This is a genomic window from Sorangium sp. So ce117 (assembly GCF_051524395.1).
Lineage (GTDB): Bacteria > Myxococcota_A > Polyangia > Polyangiales > Polyangiaceae > Sorangium > Sorangium cellulosum_B.
Genome location: NZ_CP150309.1, coordinates 9,035,774 through 9,049,184, shown reverse-complemented (window position 1 = coordinate 9,049,184; position 13,411 = coordinate 9,035,774). Strand labels below are relative to the sequence as shown.

Genomic DNA, 13,411 nt, shown 5'->3' with positions numbered 1-13,411 from the left:
CCCGGGGCAGCGCTGCCTCCGGGTTTTTTTCTGTCGCTATCCACGGAGACCGCGCGTCCATGAGCAATCAGTACGGCCACTTCGACGACGAGAGCCGCGAGTACGTCATCACCCGGCCCGACACGCCGCTGCCCTGGCTCAACTACCTGGGCTCGGACGAGATGTTCGGCCTCTGCACCAACACGGCGGGCGGCTACACGTTCTGGAAGGACGCCAAGCTGCGCCGGCTCACGCGCTACCGGTACAACAACGTGCCGATGGACCTCGGCGGGCGCTACCTGTACGTGAACGACGGCGGGGTCGTGTGGAACCCCATGTGGAAGCCCCTCAAGACGGCCCTCGATCGCTACGAGTGCCGCCACGGCCTGGGCTACACGAAGATCACGGGCGAGAAGAACGGCGTCGAGGTGGAGGTGCTCTACTTCATCGTTCCCGGCGAGAACGTGGAGATCTGGCGCACCCGGGTCACCAACAAGAGCGGCGCGAAGAAGGACATCCAGCTGTTCTCCTATCAGGAGTTCTGCTTCTTCGAGGCGCTCAACGACATGACGAACTACCAGCGCACCTACTCCATCGGCGAAGTGGAGATCGAGGGGAGCGCCATCTACCACAAGACCGAGTTCCGCGAGCGCCGGTCCCATTACACGCTCTTCGCCTGCACGCGCGCCATCGACGGCTTCGACACGAGCCGTGACGCCTTCTGCGGCAGCGTCCACCACGGCCTCCACGAGGCCCAGGTGCCGGCCAAGGGGAAGGCCACGAACTCCAAGGCGTTTGGCTGGAACCCGATCGGCAGCCACCAGGTGAGCCTCTCGCTCGAGCCCGGCGCGAGCGAGACGCTGAGCTTCGTGCTCTCGTACGTGGATCACGGGGACCTGCCCAAGTTCAAGGCGCCCTTCGTCCTGAACAAGCAGAAGGGCAAGGAGATCCTGGCCAAGTACTCGGCGCCCGGCGTCGTGGACGGCGCGTTCGCTCAGCTGAAGGCGGACTGGGCCGGGATCCTCTCGAACTTCCAGGCCGACTGCCCGGACGAGCACGCGACACGCATGCTCAACACCTGGAATCAGTACCAGTGCATGGCGACCTTCAACCTCTCTCGGTCGGCCAGCATGTACGAGACCGGCATCGGTCGAGGCATGGGCTTCCGCGACTCGAACCAGGATCTCCTGGGCTTCGTGCACCTCGTCCCCGAGCGCGCCCGCCAGCGCATCCTCGACATCGCGGCCACCCAGCTCAGCGACGGCACCTGCTACCACCAGTACCAGCCGCTGACGAAGAAGGGGAACGCCGACATCGGCGGCGACTTCTACGACGATCACCTGTGGCTGATCCTCTCCACGTGCGCGTACATCAAGGAGACCGGCGACAAGGGCATCCTCAAGGAGGCGGTGGGCTACGCCGACAAGCCGGGCTCCAAGGAGGACCTGCTTCACCACCTGGAGACGTCCATCGCCTACACGATGAAGAAGCGGGGCCCGCACGGCCTGCCGCTGATCGGCCACGCGGACTGGAACGACTGCCTCAACCTGAACTGTTTCAGCACCGAGCCCAACGAGAGCTTCCAGACCGCGGGTGACGTGAAGGACTCGAAGGCCGAGTCCGTGATGATCGCCGGCCTCTTCCTCTATGCCAGCCGCGAGATGGCCGCCCTGTACGACTGGACGGGCCAGAAGTCCGACGCCGCGCGCATGCGTGAGCAGTACGCCGAGATGCTGGCCGTTGTCGAGAAGGAGGCCTGGGACGGTGAGTGGTACCGCCGCGCCTACGACGCCGAGAGCCGGCCTGTCGGGAGCAAGGAGAACGAGGAGGGGAAGATCTTCATCGAGAGCCAGGGCTGGTGCGTCCTGGGCGGCGCTGGCGCCGACAACGGCCGCGCCAAGCAGGCGATGGAGAGCGTGCACAAGCACCTCTACACGAAGAACGGCATCGTGCTGCAGCAGCCCGCGTACTCGACCTATCACCTCGAGCTCGGCGAGGTCACCTCGTATCCGCCGGGCGTGAAGGAGAACGCGGGCATCTTCTGCCACAACAACACCTGGATCCACCTCGGCTGGTGCCTCCTGGGCGAAGGCGAGCGCGCGCTGGAGTACTATCTCTCCATCTGCCCCTCGGCCAAGGAGAGCCAGATCGAGACCTATCGCGCCGAGCCCTACGTCTATGCGCAGATGATCGCCGGCAAGGACGCCCCGGTCTTCGGTGAAGCCAAGAATGCCTGGCTCACCGGCACCGCGGCCTGGACGTTCGTGTCCGTCAGCCAGGGTATCCTCGGCGTGCAGCCCCAGTACGACGGCCTGAAGCTGGATCCCTGCGTGCCCAAGGCGTGGAAGAGCTTCTCCATCTCCCGCCGCTTCCGCGGCGCCACCTACGAGATCAGCGTCAAGAACTCGGGGGTGTGCAAGGGCGTGAAGAAGCTGACCGTGGACGGCAAGACCGTCGCGGGGAACGTGATTCCCCTGTCGCCGGCCGGCTCGACGGTGCGCGTCGAGATCGAGATGGGCTGAAGGCCCTCTGTCGGAGCGCGCCGCGCGATGGCGGCGGCGCGCTCCGCGTGCGCTCGCCCTGTCCGCGCGACTCCACGTAACGCGCGCGCCGAGCCCGCGGCGGCGAGCGCGCGTGCGGCTCACTCGGCCTGAGCTGGGCCGACCCACCTCCCGTTCAGCATGACCCGCTTCACGCGGCGCATCGCCCGGATGTCCGCGAGCGGGTCGCCTTCGACCAGGACGAGGTCGGCGAGCTTGCCCGGCTCGACGCTGCCGAGCCGGTCGTCGGCGCGGAAGTACCTGGCGTTCTCCAGCGTGCCAGCGACGAGGACCTCCATGGGCGAGAGGCCGCTCTCGACGAGCAGCTCCATCTCGTGCTGGTAGGCCCACCCTCGCTCGGCGCCCGGCGCCTTGCCGTGGGAGCCGACGACCACCCGCACCCCGGCGCGGCGCGCCGCGAGGGTGAGCTTCATCATGTTCTCGAAGCCGCGCACCTGGGTCTCCGTCGCGCCCGCGTCGCCGGCGCGGCGCTCGAAGATGGCGAGCGTCGGGGTGAGGAAGGTGCCCCGCGCCGCGAGCAGCCCGAGCAGCGCTCGGGTCCGCGGCGCGCCGAGGGAGATGCCGCGAAAGACCTCGAAGCGCCCCGGAAAGCGCGCGTCGTTGTCGGCGATCACCGACTGGCGGTAGCGCTCCGCCTCGCGCGGCGGCACGAGGGCCGTGCCGAGCGACGTGATGTGCTCGATGCCGTCGAGCCCGGCGCGGACCGCGGCCGCGGCGTCCACGGTCTCGAGGTGCGCGACGGCGATCACCCCGCGCGCGTGCGCGGCCTTGGCGACCTCCTCGACGAGCCCGAGGGGCAGGCGGAAATAGACCTTGATCGCCGACGCCCCGCGCTCGACCAGCTGATCGACGGCCCAGCGCGCCTCGGCCGCGTCGCGCACAAGCATCGCGCTCTCCGGATAGGCCGGATACGGCGCGTCGAGCAGCGGCCCCGCCAGGAAGAGCCGCGGCGTCGGGCCGAGCTTGCGCGCGGCGTCGTACGCCTCGATCCAGTTCCCCGGCTCGCGCAGCGAGGTGACGCCGCGCTGCAGGACGACGCCGGGCAGCCCGTCATCGGCGTCGAGGTGGAAGTGCGCGTCGATGAGGCCGGGCAGCACCGAGAGCCCTACGCCCGGGACGACCTCCGCGCCGGCCGGGACGTCGGTGGCGCCGCGCGCGCCCGCGGCGACGATGCGGTCGCCGCGGACCACGACGACGGCGTCGCGCACGGGCGGCCCTCCCCGGCCGTCGATGAGCGTGGCCCCGACGATCGCTGTGCAGCGCGCGGCGTCCGGCCGCGCGACGGCGTTGATCTCCCGTGGGGGCGGGAGCTTCGGCTGCCCTTCCGGCGAGGGCCATTGCACGGACGTGCTCGCGCAGGCGCACAGGCCCGCGAGCGTCGCCGCCAGACACACGCGCAATACGCGCAACACGCGCAAACAAATGCCCATCGTGCCCTCCCCCGTGACGCGCGACGAGCCCCGCGCCTCGCCGTCGCTTCGCGGCGCGCGTGGGGCCGTATCGCTGGCGCCCGTCGCGCGCGATCGCAGCGCGAGGCCGGGCTCTGCGATCGCGCGCGATGCAGGCGCCGCGCCTCTGATCATAGCAGATCCGTGCTCAAGGGCCGCTGTCACGAGCGCTTTCCAACTTCCACCTTCAAGTCGTCGAAGGCGCGCGCTCCGGGCGACGTTCGCCGCCATCTCCAGATTCCCGCGAGGCATCGAGATGGCGCAGCGCTGCGGTCAGCGCACGGCGCGGGCGGCGGCGATCCCGGCGACGGCGCGGCGTTCCGTGGAGCACAAGGAGGCTCGGAACTCGCGACTTGCGGCATTCGCTGCGACGCTCGCCGCGAGCGTGAGCCGCGAGCCCCCGGCCACGGCGATGCCCGCGGTTCGCGACGCGTGATTTCGGTGTGGTTTCGTCCGGGCGTCGGAGTCGGGCGATCCCCGAGCCGCGGGCGCTGGTGGGCTCGTCCTCAACGCTCATGCCATGGTGTTTGGGGTCGCTCGACCGGGCGAGGCGCGGACAGCTGTTTTCGAGCGCCGCATGGAAGATAGTTGAGCGTCACAGCCTGGGTGGAGTAGTGTGCCGCCGCCGGCACGCGGGGGTTGTCGCGACCGGCGAGTCCCCTTGGGACTGACAGACGAAGCGACGATCGACGACGGGCGCTCGTTCGAGCGCGCCGGAGGACAACATGCGTAATATTAATCTTGTCAGCATTGGCTCGATGGCTCTCATCCTTGGCGCGACCGCCTTCTCCGCGGGTTGCGGGGACGACACCGAGACGGGCACGGGCGGCGGGACCACCGCGAGCAGCTCGGCCGGCGAGGGTGGCGGCGGCGGCACGGGCGGCGAGGGCGGCAGCGGCGAGGGCGGCAGCGGCGAGGGCGGTGGCGGCGGCACGGGCGGCAGCGACGCGTGTGTGACCTGCTCGGCGCCTCTCGTGGCCAACGCCGACCCGGCGGACCTTTGCGAGTCCTCGATTCCGAAATACCAGGCGGTTACGGATTGTATCTGCGAGACGTGTGGCGCGGCGGAGGGCGACCCCTGCTTTGCCGCGTGCGACCCGAACTCGGACGAGGCACCGGACGCCGAGTGCGAGGCGTGCGGTACCGCGGCGGCCACCACCGCTGAGGGCGCGTGCATCGAACAGGGCACCGCCTGTCTCCAGGACGGCCAGTGATCGCGACGCGCCGAGGTCTCGCGGATCCGTCCGTGCGACCTTCGGCGATTCGTGCTGCGGCCGCAGGGAGGGGCGGGACGCCTGCCTCGCCCGCGGCCGCTGTTTCGCGCTCTCCGCTGTCGCTGTGGGCTCGGCGCGACAGGCGCCTGTCGGTGGGCGGGCGATCCCGCGGAGAGACCTAGTCGACCTCGCTCACCGTCACATCGACGTTCATTGTCTCGGCGGCGGCCGTGTAGAGCGTCCCCGCTGTCGGCGTTACGTCCATGTAGTTGCGGCCGTAACCGACCCGCACGTGGTCGAGGCTGGCCAGCACGCCGTTCGTGGGGTCGAACCCCTTCCAGCCGATGTTCGGGATGTAGAGTTGCACCCACGCGTGGGTCGCGTCGGAGCCGGCGCGGCTCGCGCCGACGTTGCCGGTATAGAGATATCCGCACACGTAGCGCGCCGGAATGCCGAGCAGCCGCGCCATGCAGATGAACAGGTTCGCGAAATCCTGGCAGACCCCGCGCCGGTTCACGAAGACGTCATACGGGGTGGTCGCGAGGTTCGTCGAGCCCGGCACGTACTGGTATTCGCGGAAGAGGGTCAAGTTGATCGCGAAGAGCGTCTCCATCAGGTCCGCGTCGTTCTTCTCGACGAACGACATGGCGTAATCGAAGAGTGCCTGGAGCCGGGTGTCGGGGAGCTCCGCCGGGCGCACGTACGGCGCGATGATCGCCTGCTCCCACGGCATCCAGACGAGGGGGAACGCGGGCCGGATCTTCTTCTTCGCGAACGCGAACGGATCGGCGTCGCAGAGCTCCACGGTCGAGTCGGCCGAGATCGTCAGCGCGGTATACGGGGCGTTGATCTCGAAGCGTGTGGCCCGGTTCCCGAAGACGTCCTCGAACTCCATGGTGGTCACGCCGGGATCGATCGTGAGCGTGTGCGAGAGCACCCGTTGATCCCAGTCGTGCACCGGGCAGAGATGCAGCTTGTGCACGCTGCGCTCCACCGGGCGATCGTAGGTGTATCTCGTCGAATGGACGACGCGGAGCCTGCGAATCGTCGGTGCCATGTCGGGCACCCCCGTGCTCATGCCTCGGCGCGCACCGACAGCTCGATCCGCCAGCGCTCGTTCGGCTTCTGCGCCTCCCGGGGGATCGCCTCCAGGAGCAGCGTCCCCACCTCGGTGACCGACGCGCGCAGCTGCACCGGCACCATGTCGCCCTCCCGGCGGCCCTCCGCGGGCAAGGTGACCTCGATCGGCGAGAGCTCCTCGAGCTCTCCGGGCTTCCAGCTCTCGAGCTCGGTCCCGGCCTGGTCATCCCGGCGCACCGACGAGCTGAAGAAGCGGAAGCGCACCGGCTCGCCGACCACCACGCCGAACTCCTGCGGCGGCAGCGTCGCCTCGGTGCCTTCCTCCATGCCGAACGGCGCGAGGCAGAGCGCCGTGATCGGCGGCTCCAGGCCGGGCACCGCGGGGACGGCCCCCTCGATGCCCACGTAGTAGGCCCGCGCTGTCCCGCCGCGGATCCGGAGCCCGCGGCCGCGCCGCGCGAGGCCGTAGGCGGCGGCGCCGCGCGCGACCGCGAGATCCAGGTCGTCGCTCGGGAGCACCCGCGGCCGGGGCGCGCCGTCCTGCTCGAGCCAGGCGCCGAGCGTCGCGACCAGCCGCTCGCGCAGCGCCGCGCTCTTCATGACGCCCCCGTTGAAGAGCACCGCCGTCGGGTGCAGGAGGAGCGGCGCTCGGCCGGGCTCGGCGTTCGCTCCTCCCTGCGGGGCGAAGCCCGGAAGCTTCGACGTCGCGCCGGCCTGCCGCCCCAGGAACGCGGCCAGGTGGCGGGTGATCGCCGGGTCCTGCGCGTACGGGAGGCCGAGCTGCGTCAGGCCGGCGCGCGCGCGGGTCGCGGGGCGCGCGGACGAGGGGACCTCGGGGAAGAACCCGTCGACGAGCGTCCGGGTGATCTCGTCCCGCGTGAGCTCGGTCCGGATCGCCGCCCCGAGCAGCTTCGAGCCGCGGCCGGCGATCGCGATCGGCGCCTCGCTGATCGACGGATCGCCGAGCAGCCGCTCCTTGGCGACGCGCGCGGCGTGGGTCAGCGACGACATCTGCCAGCGATCGAGCTCCTTGCCCTCGGCGGCGAGCTTCGCCTTCACGACGTGCGCGAGCGCGAGGTCCATGTTGTCGCCGCCGAGCAGGATGTGGTCGCCGACCGCCACGCGGACGAGCTCGAGCGAGCCGTCGCGCGGGACCGCGGCGATCGCGGAGAAGTCGGTGGTCCCGCCGCCGACGTCGATCACGAGCAGCACGTCGCCCGGCTGGAGGTGCTTGCGCCACGCCTCGCCGGCCGCGTCGATCCAGGCGTACACGGCGGCCTGCGGCTCCTCGAGCAGGGTGAGGTCCTCGAACCCCGCGGCGCTCGCGGCCTCGACGGTGAGATCGCGCGCGGCGGCGTCGAACGACGCGGGCACCGTGATCACGAGCTCCTGCTTCGCGAGGGCGAGCGCCGGATCGTCCTTCGCGAACAGGTGATCCCACGCCTCGGTGAGGTGCTCGAGGTACCGCCACGACGCCTCGACGGGCGAGATCTTCTCGATGTCCTCGGGCGCGCCGAGCGGGAGCGTCGAGCCGCGCCGGTCGATGCCAGCGTGGCTGAGCCAGCTCTTCGCGCTCGAGATGAGGCGCGCCGGCGCGTCGACGCCGCGCGCGCGGGCGTGCTCGCCGACGGCGAAGCGCCGCTCGGCGTCCCAGGGCAGCGCCTGGGGGCCCTCGCTCTCGTGAGGGATGTACATGAAGGAGGGCAGGAGCGGGCGCGCCTCGAGCGTCCCCTGCGCCACGAGCTGCGGGGCCGCCATCACCTCGGGCGACGGCGTGAGCCGCGCGTCGGCTCCGTCCTCGGGCAGGGGCGCGTAGGCGAGCGCGCAGTGGGTGGTGCCGAGATCGATGCCGATGATGTAGCGCGCGCTCATAGCTCGACCTCCGCGGGGGCGATGATGCTGGCGTCGTGGCCGGCGACCGGCGTCGGCAGCGAGACGTCGTCGGCGCGCCAGCCCCGGTGGCGCAGCACCCCTCTGTAGGGCGCGGTCCCGGACACGTTGCCGATGAGCTTGATCTCGGAGGGGTTGTAGCCGGCCTCGAGCGTCACCTTCTCCCCCTCGTCCTCGCGCCGCACGGGCGCGAGCTTTGCGTGGCTGCGCAGCGCCTTGCGGCACCCCTCGTGGACCATCCTCGCCGCCACGCCGACGTCCGCGTCGCCGAACGAGGCGATGTCCTGCTCGAGGAAGTCGACGAGCCGCCCCTCGCGCTGGAGCAGCGAGAGCAGCTGGAGCGCCGAGCTCGCCGCGGGGGCGGCGACCGGCGCGGGGGCGGCGACCGGCGCGGGGGCGGGCTCGCTCGCGGCGGCCTCGGGGGCGGCGGGCGCGCGGCCTGCTCCATCTCGCTCGAGCCGTCGCGGCTCAGCGCGCTCGGCCGGCGGCAGGGCGGCGGCCGCCGCGCGCGCCTGCCAGGCCCGCGCGGCGAACTGGGAATCGAACAGCACGCGGAAGAAGCAGGCGAAGGCGAACCAGAGCCGCGTGGACCAGGGGAGCGGAGGATCGTGGAGGTCGGCCACGGCGAGAGCCTAACGCCGAGCGTAGGGATCGGCACAGAGACCGGCGCGCGGGGCAGGGGGGCGCCTGCCCCGCCGCCGCCGCCCGGGGCGACCCCGGGCCCCTCAGAAGGTCGCCCGGAGGACGGGGACGCGGACCTCATGCCCCTGCGCCACGCCGAACTTGAACATCTCGTCCTGCGAGTAGAGCGGCTTGAACGAGAGCGCGGGCACGCCGAGCGCGACCCGGCGCGGCGTGATGTCGACGAGGCCGAGCCGGGGCTCTTCCCAGCGGGCCCGCCGGAGGATCTGCGCGGCGTCCGTCGTGAGCTGGACGTTGATCCCCGGCTGCGGGGGCTCGGCGGCCGGCTCGTTGCGGATCGGCTCGCTCTGGTCGGAGTCGGGGGGCTTGTATGCGGTGGCGTTCAGGGTGACGACGACGGTCGGGATGACCAGCGCCATGCCGCCGGCGAGCATGTAGAGCGGCACCTCCGCGGGCGGATCCGCCGCCTCGACGAAGTAGCCGGCGACGCCGCCGCCCACCGCGCCGAGCCCGCCGAACACGAGGTACGGCCAGGCGCGCTCGACCCCGATGGCCCCCATGGTCAGCATCACGACCTCGCCGCCGAGCAGCGCGCCGCCGACGATCCCCTTGCCGTCGACGCTCACCGTGTCGCCCTCGCTCGCCTCCTGAGCGCTCGCGCGCCCGGCGGCGCCGGCGAGCACCGCCGCGGCCACCGACGCTCCTGCCAGACAATGCGCTGCCTTTCGATTCAAGCGGTTCATCGGCATCGTGTTTTCCCCGTGTCGACTGTCGCGAAGCCTGCGAGGGCTCAAGCCATGGATCACCGCCGGCCTCATCCGAGGCCGGCGTCCGGGCCGGCCGGCCGGCGATCCCGTGTGGGTCGTCGAGCCGGTCTTGATTTGTGAACCGCTGGCGGAGTGAGCGGGCGCATACGCGCCTCGTCTCTCCTCCAGCGAAGCCGGTGCGCGAGCCTAGCACGGGTCTCAGCGCTTCGAACCGCTGCATTGCCGGTGCGGAGGATGGGTGGTATGGGTCGACGCAAACCGGGCCGTGGCCCGCCGACCTGCCGCCGAGCGCGCGGCAGCCTTCAAGGGATCAACGCTATGGGCCGCATCGGACCGCTCGAAATCGCCCTGCTCATCGGCCTCGCCTTGCTCCTCTTCGGCGCGGGGAGGATCGCCGACATCGGGAAGGGGATCGGCGAGGGCATCCGGAATTTCAAGAAGGGGATCCGCGACGACGAGGAAGAGGATCCCGCCAAGCAGCTGCCGGCGAAGCCCGAAGAGAAGCAAGAAGACACGCAGAAGCCCGTGTAGCGCCCGCGCTGGAACGTGGCGTTCGGGGGCGATCGGGGCGATCGAGCGCCGACGTCGGTCGACGCTCGCTGGGGTGCGTCTATACTCGATCGCCGTATGCCTCACCGACCCCTGGAGCGCGTCGCCAAGGCGCTCGTCGTCTCCGCCGCGTTCCCGCTGGCAGCGTACTTCGTCCTTCAGTTCGGCCCTGGCGGGCTCTGGCGCGGGTTCGAGCCGGCGCTCGCGGTCACCGGGCAGGTGGCCAAGGCGCCGTACGACCTCACGCGCCTCGAGGCCGTCAACGAGACGCTGAAGATGATCCGGGACAAGTACGTCGAGCCGGATCGCGTCAAGCCCAAGGAGATGCTGCTGTCGGCGCTCAACGCCGTCCAGCGCGACGTCGCGCAGGTGATCGTCCTCAACGAGGATCCCAACGAGGTCACCGTCCGCGTCGAGACCAGCGCGAAGAAGTTCCGGATCGACAACATCCAGGGCCCCTGGGACGTCTCCGCGCGCCTCCGCGAGGTCTTCACCTTCCTCCAGAAGAACCTCCGCGGCACGGAGGTCGATCTGCGGGACGTCGAGTACGCCGCGTGCAACGGCATGCTGCACACGCTCGACCCGCACTCGTCGTTCCTGAGCCCCGAGGCGTACAAGGAGATGAACCTCTCCACGTCGGGCGCGTTCGGCGGGCTCGGCGTCGTGATCTCGATCCGCGACCAGATGCTCACCGTCCTGAACCCGATGCCCGACACGCCCGCGGGCAGGGCGGGCCTCAAGCGGCTCGATCGGATCGTGAAGATCAACAACGAGTCGACGCTCAACATGCCGCTCGACGACGCTGTGCGGAGGCTCCGCGGCGATCCCGGCACCCCGGTCACCGTGTGGGTGACCCGCGAGGGCGACGGCGGGTGGCAGGGGCCGAAGGCCTTCGAGCTGACCCGCGAGGTGATCAAGGTGAGGTCCGTCGAGTCGCGCGCCCTCGAGGGCGGCGTCGGCTACGTCCGGCTCAAGACGTTCCAGGCGACCTCGACCGCGGAGCTCGACGCGGCGCTCGACGGGCTGCGCAGCAAGGGGCAGCTGAAGGGGCTCGTGCTCGATCTGCGCGGCAACCCGGGCGGCCTGCTCGATCAGGCCGCGCGCATCGCTGACAAGTTCCTCGCCGACGGCGTCATCGTGTCCACGGTCGGCGCCTCCGAGGGGCGCGAGGAGAAGCGCGCCAAGGGGCCGGGCACCGAGCCGCTGTACCCGATCGTGGTGCTCGTGAGCGGCAACAGCGCGAGCGCGAGCGAGATCGTGGCCGGCGCGCTGAAGAACAACGATCGCGCCGTCATCGTGGGCTCGCAGACGTTCGGCAAGGGCAGCGTGCAGCTCGTCTTCCCCGACGTCACGGCCGAGAAGGCGGCCCTCAAGCTCACGATCGCGCAGTACCTGACGCCGGGCGACATCTCCATCCAGGGCGTCGGCGTCACGCCGGACATCGAGCTCGATCCCATGACGGTCGACGAGCTCGAGATGGATCTCACGGTCCAGAAGGATGGGCTCCGGGAGCGCGATCTCTCGGCGCACCTCTCGAACGCGCGCGCGGCGGCCGCGGGCAAGCCGTCCGAGGTCGTCCGCTACCAGCTCACGAGCGCCGACCGCGAGCAGATGCGGGAGCGCGGGGGCGACATCGACGAGGACTTCTCCGTCGACTTCCCCATCCGCTTCGCGCGGGAGCTCGCCGCGCGGATGCCGCCCTCCACGCCGAGGCTCCAGCAGCTCCGGGCGATGCACGACTACATCGATCAGGTCGGCAAGGAGGAGCTCGGCAAGGTCGCGGCCGAGCTGACGAAGCTCGGCGTCGACTGGTCCGACGCGCCCGAGGGGGTCACGCCGGCGGCGAAGTCCGAGCTCGACGTGAAGGTCGAGACCGATCGTCCCAACGCCGAGGTGACCGCGGGGCAGCCGATGGAGCTCCGGGTCACGGTCAAGAACAACGGAAAGCAGCCGGTCTACCGGCTCCGTGGGACGACGGAGAGCGACAACCCGTACTTCGACAGCAAGGAGCTCATCTTCGGCAAGATCGGCCCCGGCCAGACGAAGAGCGCGAAGGTGCCGCTCGGCTGGTGCGAGGTCGAGGGGCGGAAGGTCGGCTCGACGAAGCCGAGGAAGGCGAACGAGAAGCGCGTCTGCACGATCCCGATGGACGCCCTCTCGCGGAGCGACGGCCTCAAGGTGAAGTTCGAGGTCGCCGCCGCGCCGGAGCCGCCGGCGGTCGAGATCCGGCCCACGGTGCGCGCGCTCGACCGGCCGCTCTTCCAGTACGCCTATCAGCTCGCGGACGACCGCGAGGGCAACGGCGACGGGCTCATCCAGAAGGGAGAGCGGGTCAGCATGTACCTGACCGTCAAGAACGTCGGCAAGGGGCCGTCGTACGAGACGCAGGCGAACATCGCGAACCTCTCGGGCGACGGGCTCATGCTGCACGCGGGGCGCTTCGACGTCTCGAACATCAAGCCGGGCGACGTGCGCAAGGTGGTCTTCAGCTTCGACGTGGAGCAGCACCTGTCGGAGCCCGAGGCGACCCTCACGCTCTCGGTCGGCGATCGCGATCTCCGCGAGTTCGCCAGCGAGAAGGTGAAGATCCCGATCTCGCCGCGCATCCAGCTGAGCGGCGGCGGCTCCACCATGAAGGCCGGGGCGGAGGGGGCGACCCTGCTCCCGTCGCCCGAGGCGAGCGCGCGCGGCTTCGGCCGGCTCCCGGCGGGCGCCGTGGTCAAGGTGCTCGGCGAGGCGCCAGGCGGGTTCCTCAAGATCGACCTCGGCGCGGGGCGCTTCGCGTTCGTCGCGGCGCGCGAGGTGGCCCCTGGCGGCGGGCCGGCCCCGGCGGCGGTCGCGTTCGAGGACCTCTACTCGCACGCGCCGCCGACGCTGGACATCGCCGCGGCGGCGCTGGCGACGACCGCCGGCACCATGAAGATCACGGGGACGGCGTCGGACAGCGAGCGGCTGCTCGACACCTTCATCTTCGTCGGGTCGCGGAAGCTCTACTACAAGTCGAACCGCGACGGCGCCGACCCGAAGAAGGCCGAGTTCGCGTTCGAGGCGCCGCTCCGGCCGGGGGTCAACGTGATCACCGTGGTCGCGCGCGAGACGCCCGACACCACGACGCGGCGCACGCTGGTCGTGCGCAAGGACGGGCCTGACGGCTCGATCCTGAAGACCCCGAAGTCCGACAACCCCGTGGACGATTGGATTGCGGACCGCGGCGGCGAGGAGTAGGCCGCTGGGAAATGGACGAATGGGACGACAGCCACGGCGACATGGACGACCGCGGT

Annotated in this window: 9 protein-coding genes; 4 read left to right on the top strand and 5 right to left on the bottom strand. The window is 70.7% G+C overall.

The window, feature by feature from the left end:
* The first annotated feature begins 59 nt into the window (after nt 1-59).
* Nucleotides 60-2,501 (top strand): GH36-type glycosyl hydrolase domain-containing protein, encoded by a 2,442-nt coding sequence (locus WMF46_RS33900; protein WP_437980987.1) that lies wholly within the window; start codon nt 60-62, stop codon nt 2,499-2,501.
* Nucleotides 2,502-2,620: 119 nt separating this feature from the next.
* Here the strand turns inward: WMF46_RS33900 and WMF46_RS33895 are convergent, their stop codons facing one another.
* Entirely contained in the window at nt 2,621-3,952 is a 1,332-nt protein-coding gene (locus WMF46_RS33895; RefSeq protein WP_437980986.1) for an amidohydrolase family protein, read from the bottom strand.
* Between the two features lie 794 nt (nt 3,953-4,746).
* Here WMF46_RS33895 and WMF46_RS33890 point away from each other — a divergent pair.
* A complete protein-coding gene (locus WMF46_RS33890) occupies nt 4,747-5,202 on the top strand; it encodes a hypothetical protein (RefSeq protein ID WP_437980985.1) in 456 nt (151 codons plus the stop codon).
* Nucleotides 5,203-5,380: 178 nt separating this feature from the next.
* On the opposite strand, the gene WMF46_RS33885 is transcribed toward WMF46_RS33890, so the two are convergent.
* From WMF46_RS33885 to WMF46_RS33870, 4 genes are all read right to left on the bottom strand, one after another.
* The gene (locus WMF46_RS33885; protein WP_437980984.1) at nt 5,381-6,259 is read right to left on the bottom strand and encodes a transglutaminase family protein; all 879 of its coding nucleotides are present in this window, start codon (nt 6,257-6,259) and stop codon (nt 5,381-5,383) included.
* Between the two features lie 17 nt (nt 6,260-6,276).
* Nucleotides 6,277-8,154, bottom strand: a complete 1,878-nt coding sequence (locus tag WMF46_RS33880; RefSeq protein WP_437980983.1) for an Hsp70 family protein — start codon at nt 8,152-8,154, stop codon at nt 6,277-6,279.
* On the bottom strand, nt 8,151-8,795 hold the full coding sequence (locus WMF46_RS33875; protein WP_437980982.1) for a DUF2760 domain-containing protein: 645 nt from the start codon (nt 8,793-8,795) through the stop codon (nt 8,151-8,153). The genes WMF46_RS33880 and WMF46_RS33875 overlap by 4 nt, the downstream gene beginning before the upstream one ends.
* A gap of 102 nt (nt 8,796-8,897) precedes the next feature.
* Nucleotides 8,898-9,557, bottom strand: a complete 660-nt coding sequence (locus WMF46_RS33870) for a hypothetical protein (protein WP_437980981.1) — start codon at nt 9,555-9,557, stop codon at nt 8,898-8,900.
* A 342-nt stretch (nt 9,558-9,899) separates the two neighbouring features.
* Here WMF46_RS33870 and WMF46_RS33865 point away from each other — a divergent pair, with 342 nt between their 5' ends.
* Both WMF46_RS33865 and WMF46_RS33860 read left to right on the top strand, forming a co-directional pair.
* Nucleotides 9,900-10,112, top strand: a complete 213-nt coding sequence (locus WMF46_RS33865; RefSeq protein ID WP_044966375.1) for a twin-arginine translocase TatA/TatE family subunit — start codon at nt 9,900-9,902, stop codon at nt 10,110-10,112.
* A gap of 96 nt (nt 10,113-10,208) precedes the next feature.
* Nucleotides 10,209-13,355, top strand: a complete 3,147-nt coding sequence (locus WMF46_RS33860; protein WP_437980980.1) for an MXAN_5808 family serine peptidase — start codon at nt 10,209-10,211, stop codon at nt 13,353-13,355.
* Nucleotides 13,356-13,411: the final 56 nt, after the last annotated feature.

What these genes read in the sequence shown, in the direction of transcription:
- WMF46_RS33890 (WP_437980985.1), top strand. Translation starts at nt 4,747, where the DNA reads ATGGCTCTCATCCTTGGCGCGACCGCCTTCTCCGCGGGTTGCGGGGAC.
- WMF46_RS33900 (WP_437980987.1), top strand. Translation starts at nt 60, where the DNA reads ATGAGCAATCAGTACGGCCACTTCGACGACGAGAGCCGCGAGTACGTC.
- WMF46_RS33885 (WP_437980984.1), bottom strand. Translation starts at nt 6,259, where the DNA reads ATGGCACCGACGATTCGCAGGCTCCGCGTCGTCCATTCGACGAGATAC.
- WMF46_RS33865 (WP_044966375.1), top strand. Translation starts at nt 9,900, where the DNA reads ATGGGCCGCATCGGACCGCTCGAAATCGCCCTGCTCATCGGCCTCGCC.
- WMF46_RS33880 (WP_437980983.1), bottom strand. Translation starts at nt 8,154, where the DNA reads ATGAGCGCGCGCTACATCATCGGCATCGATCTCGGCACCACCCACTGC.
- WMF46_RS33860 (WP_437980980.1), top strand. Translation starts at nt 10,209, where the DNA reads ATGCCTCACCGACCCCTGGAGCGCGTCGCCAAGGCGCTCGTCGTCTCC.
- WMF46_RS33870 (WP_437980981.1), bottom strand. Translation starts at nt 9,557, where the DNA reads ATGAACCGCTTGAATCGAAAGGCAGCGCATTGTCTGGCAGGAGCGTCG.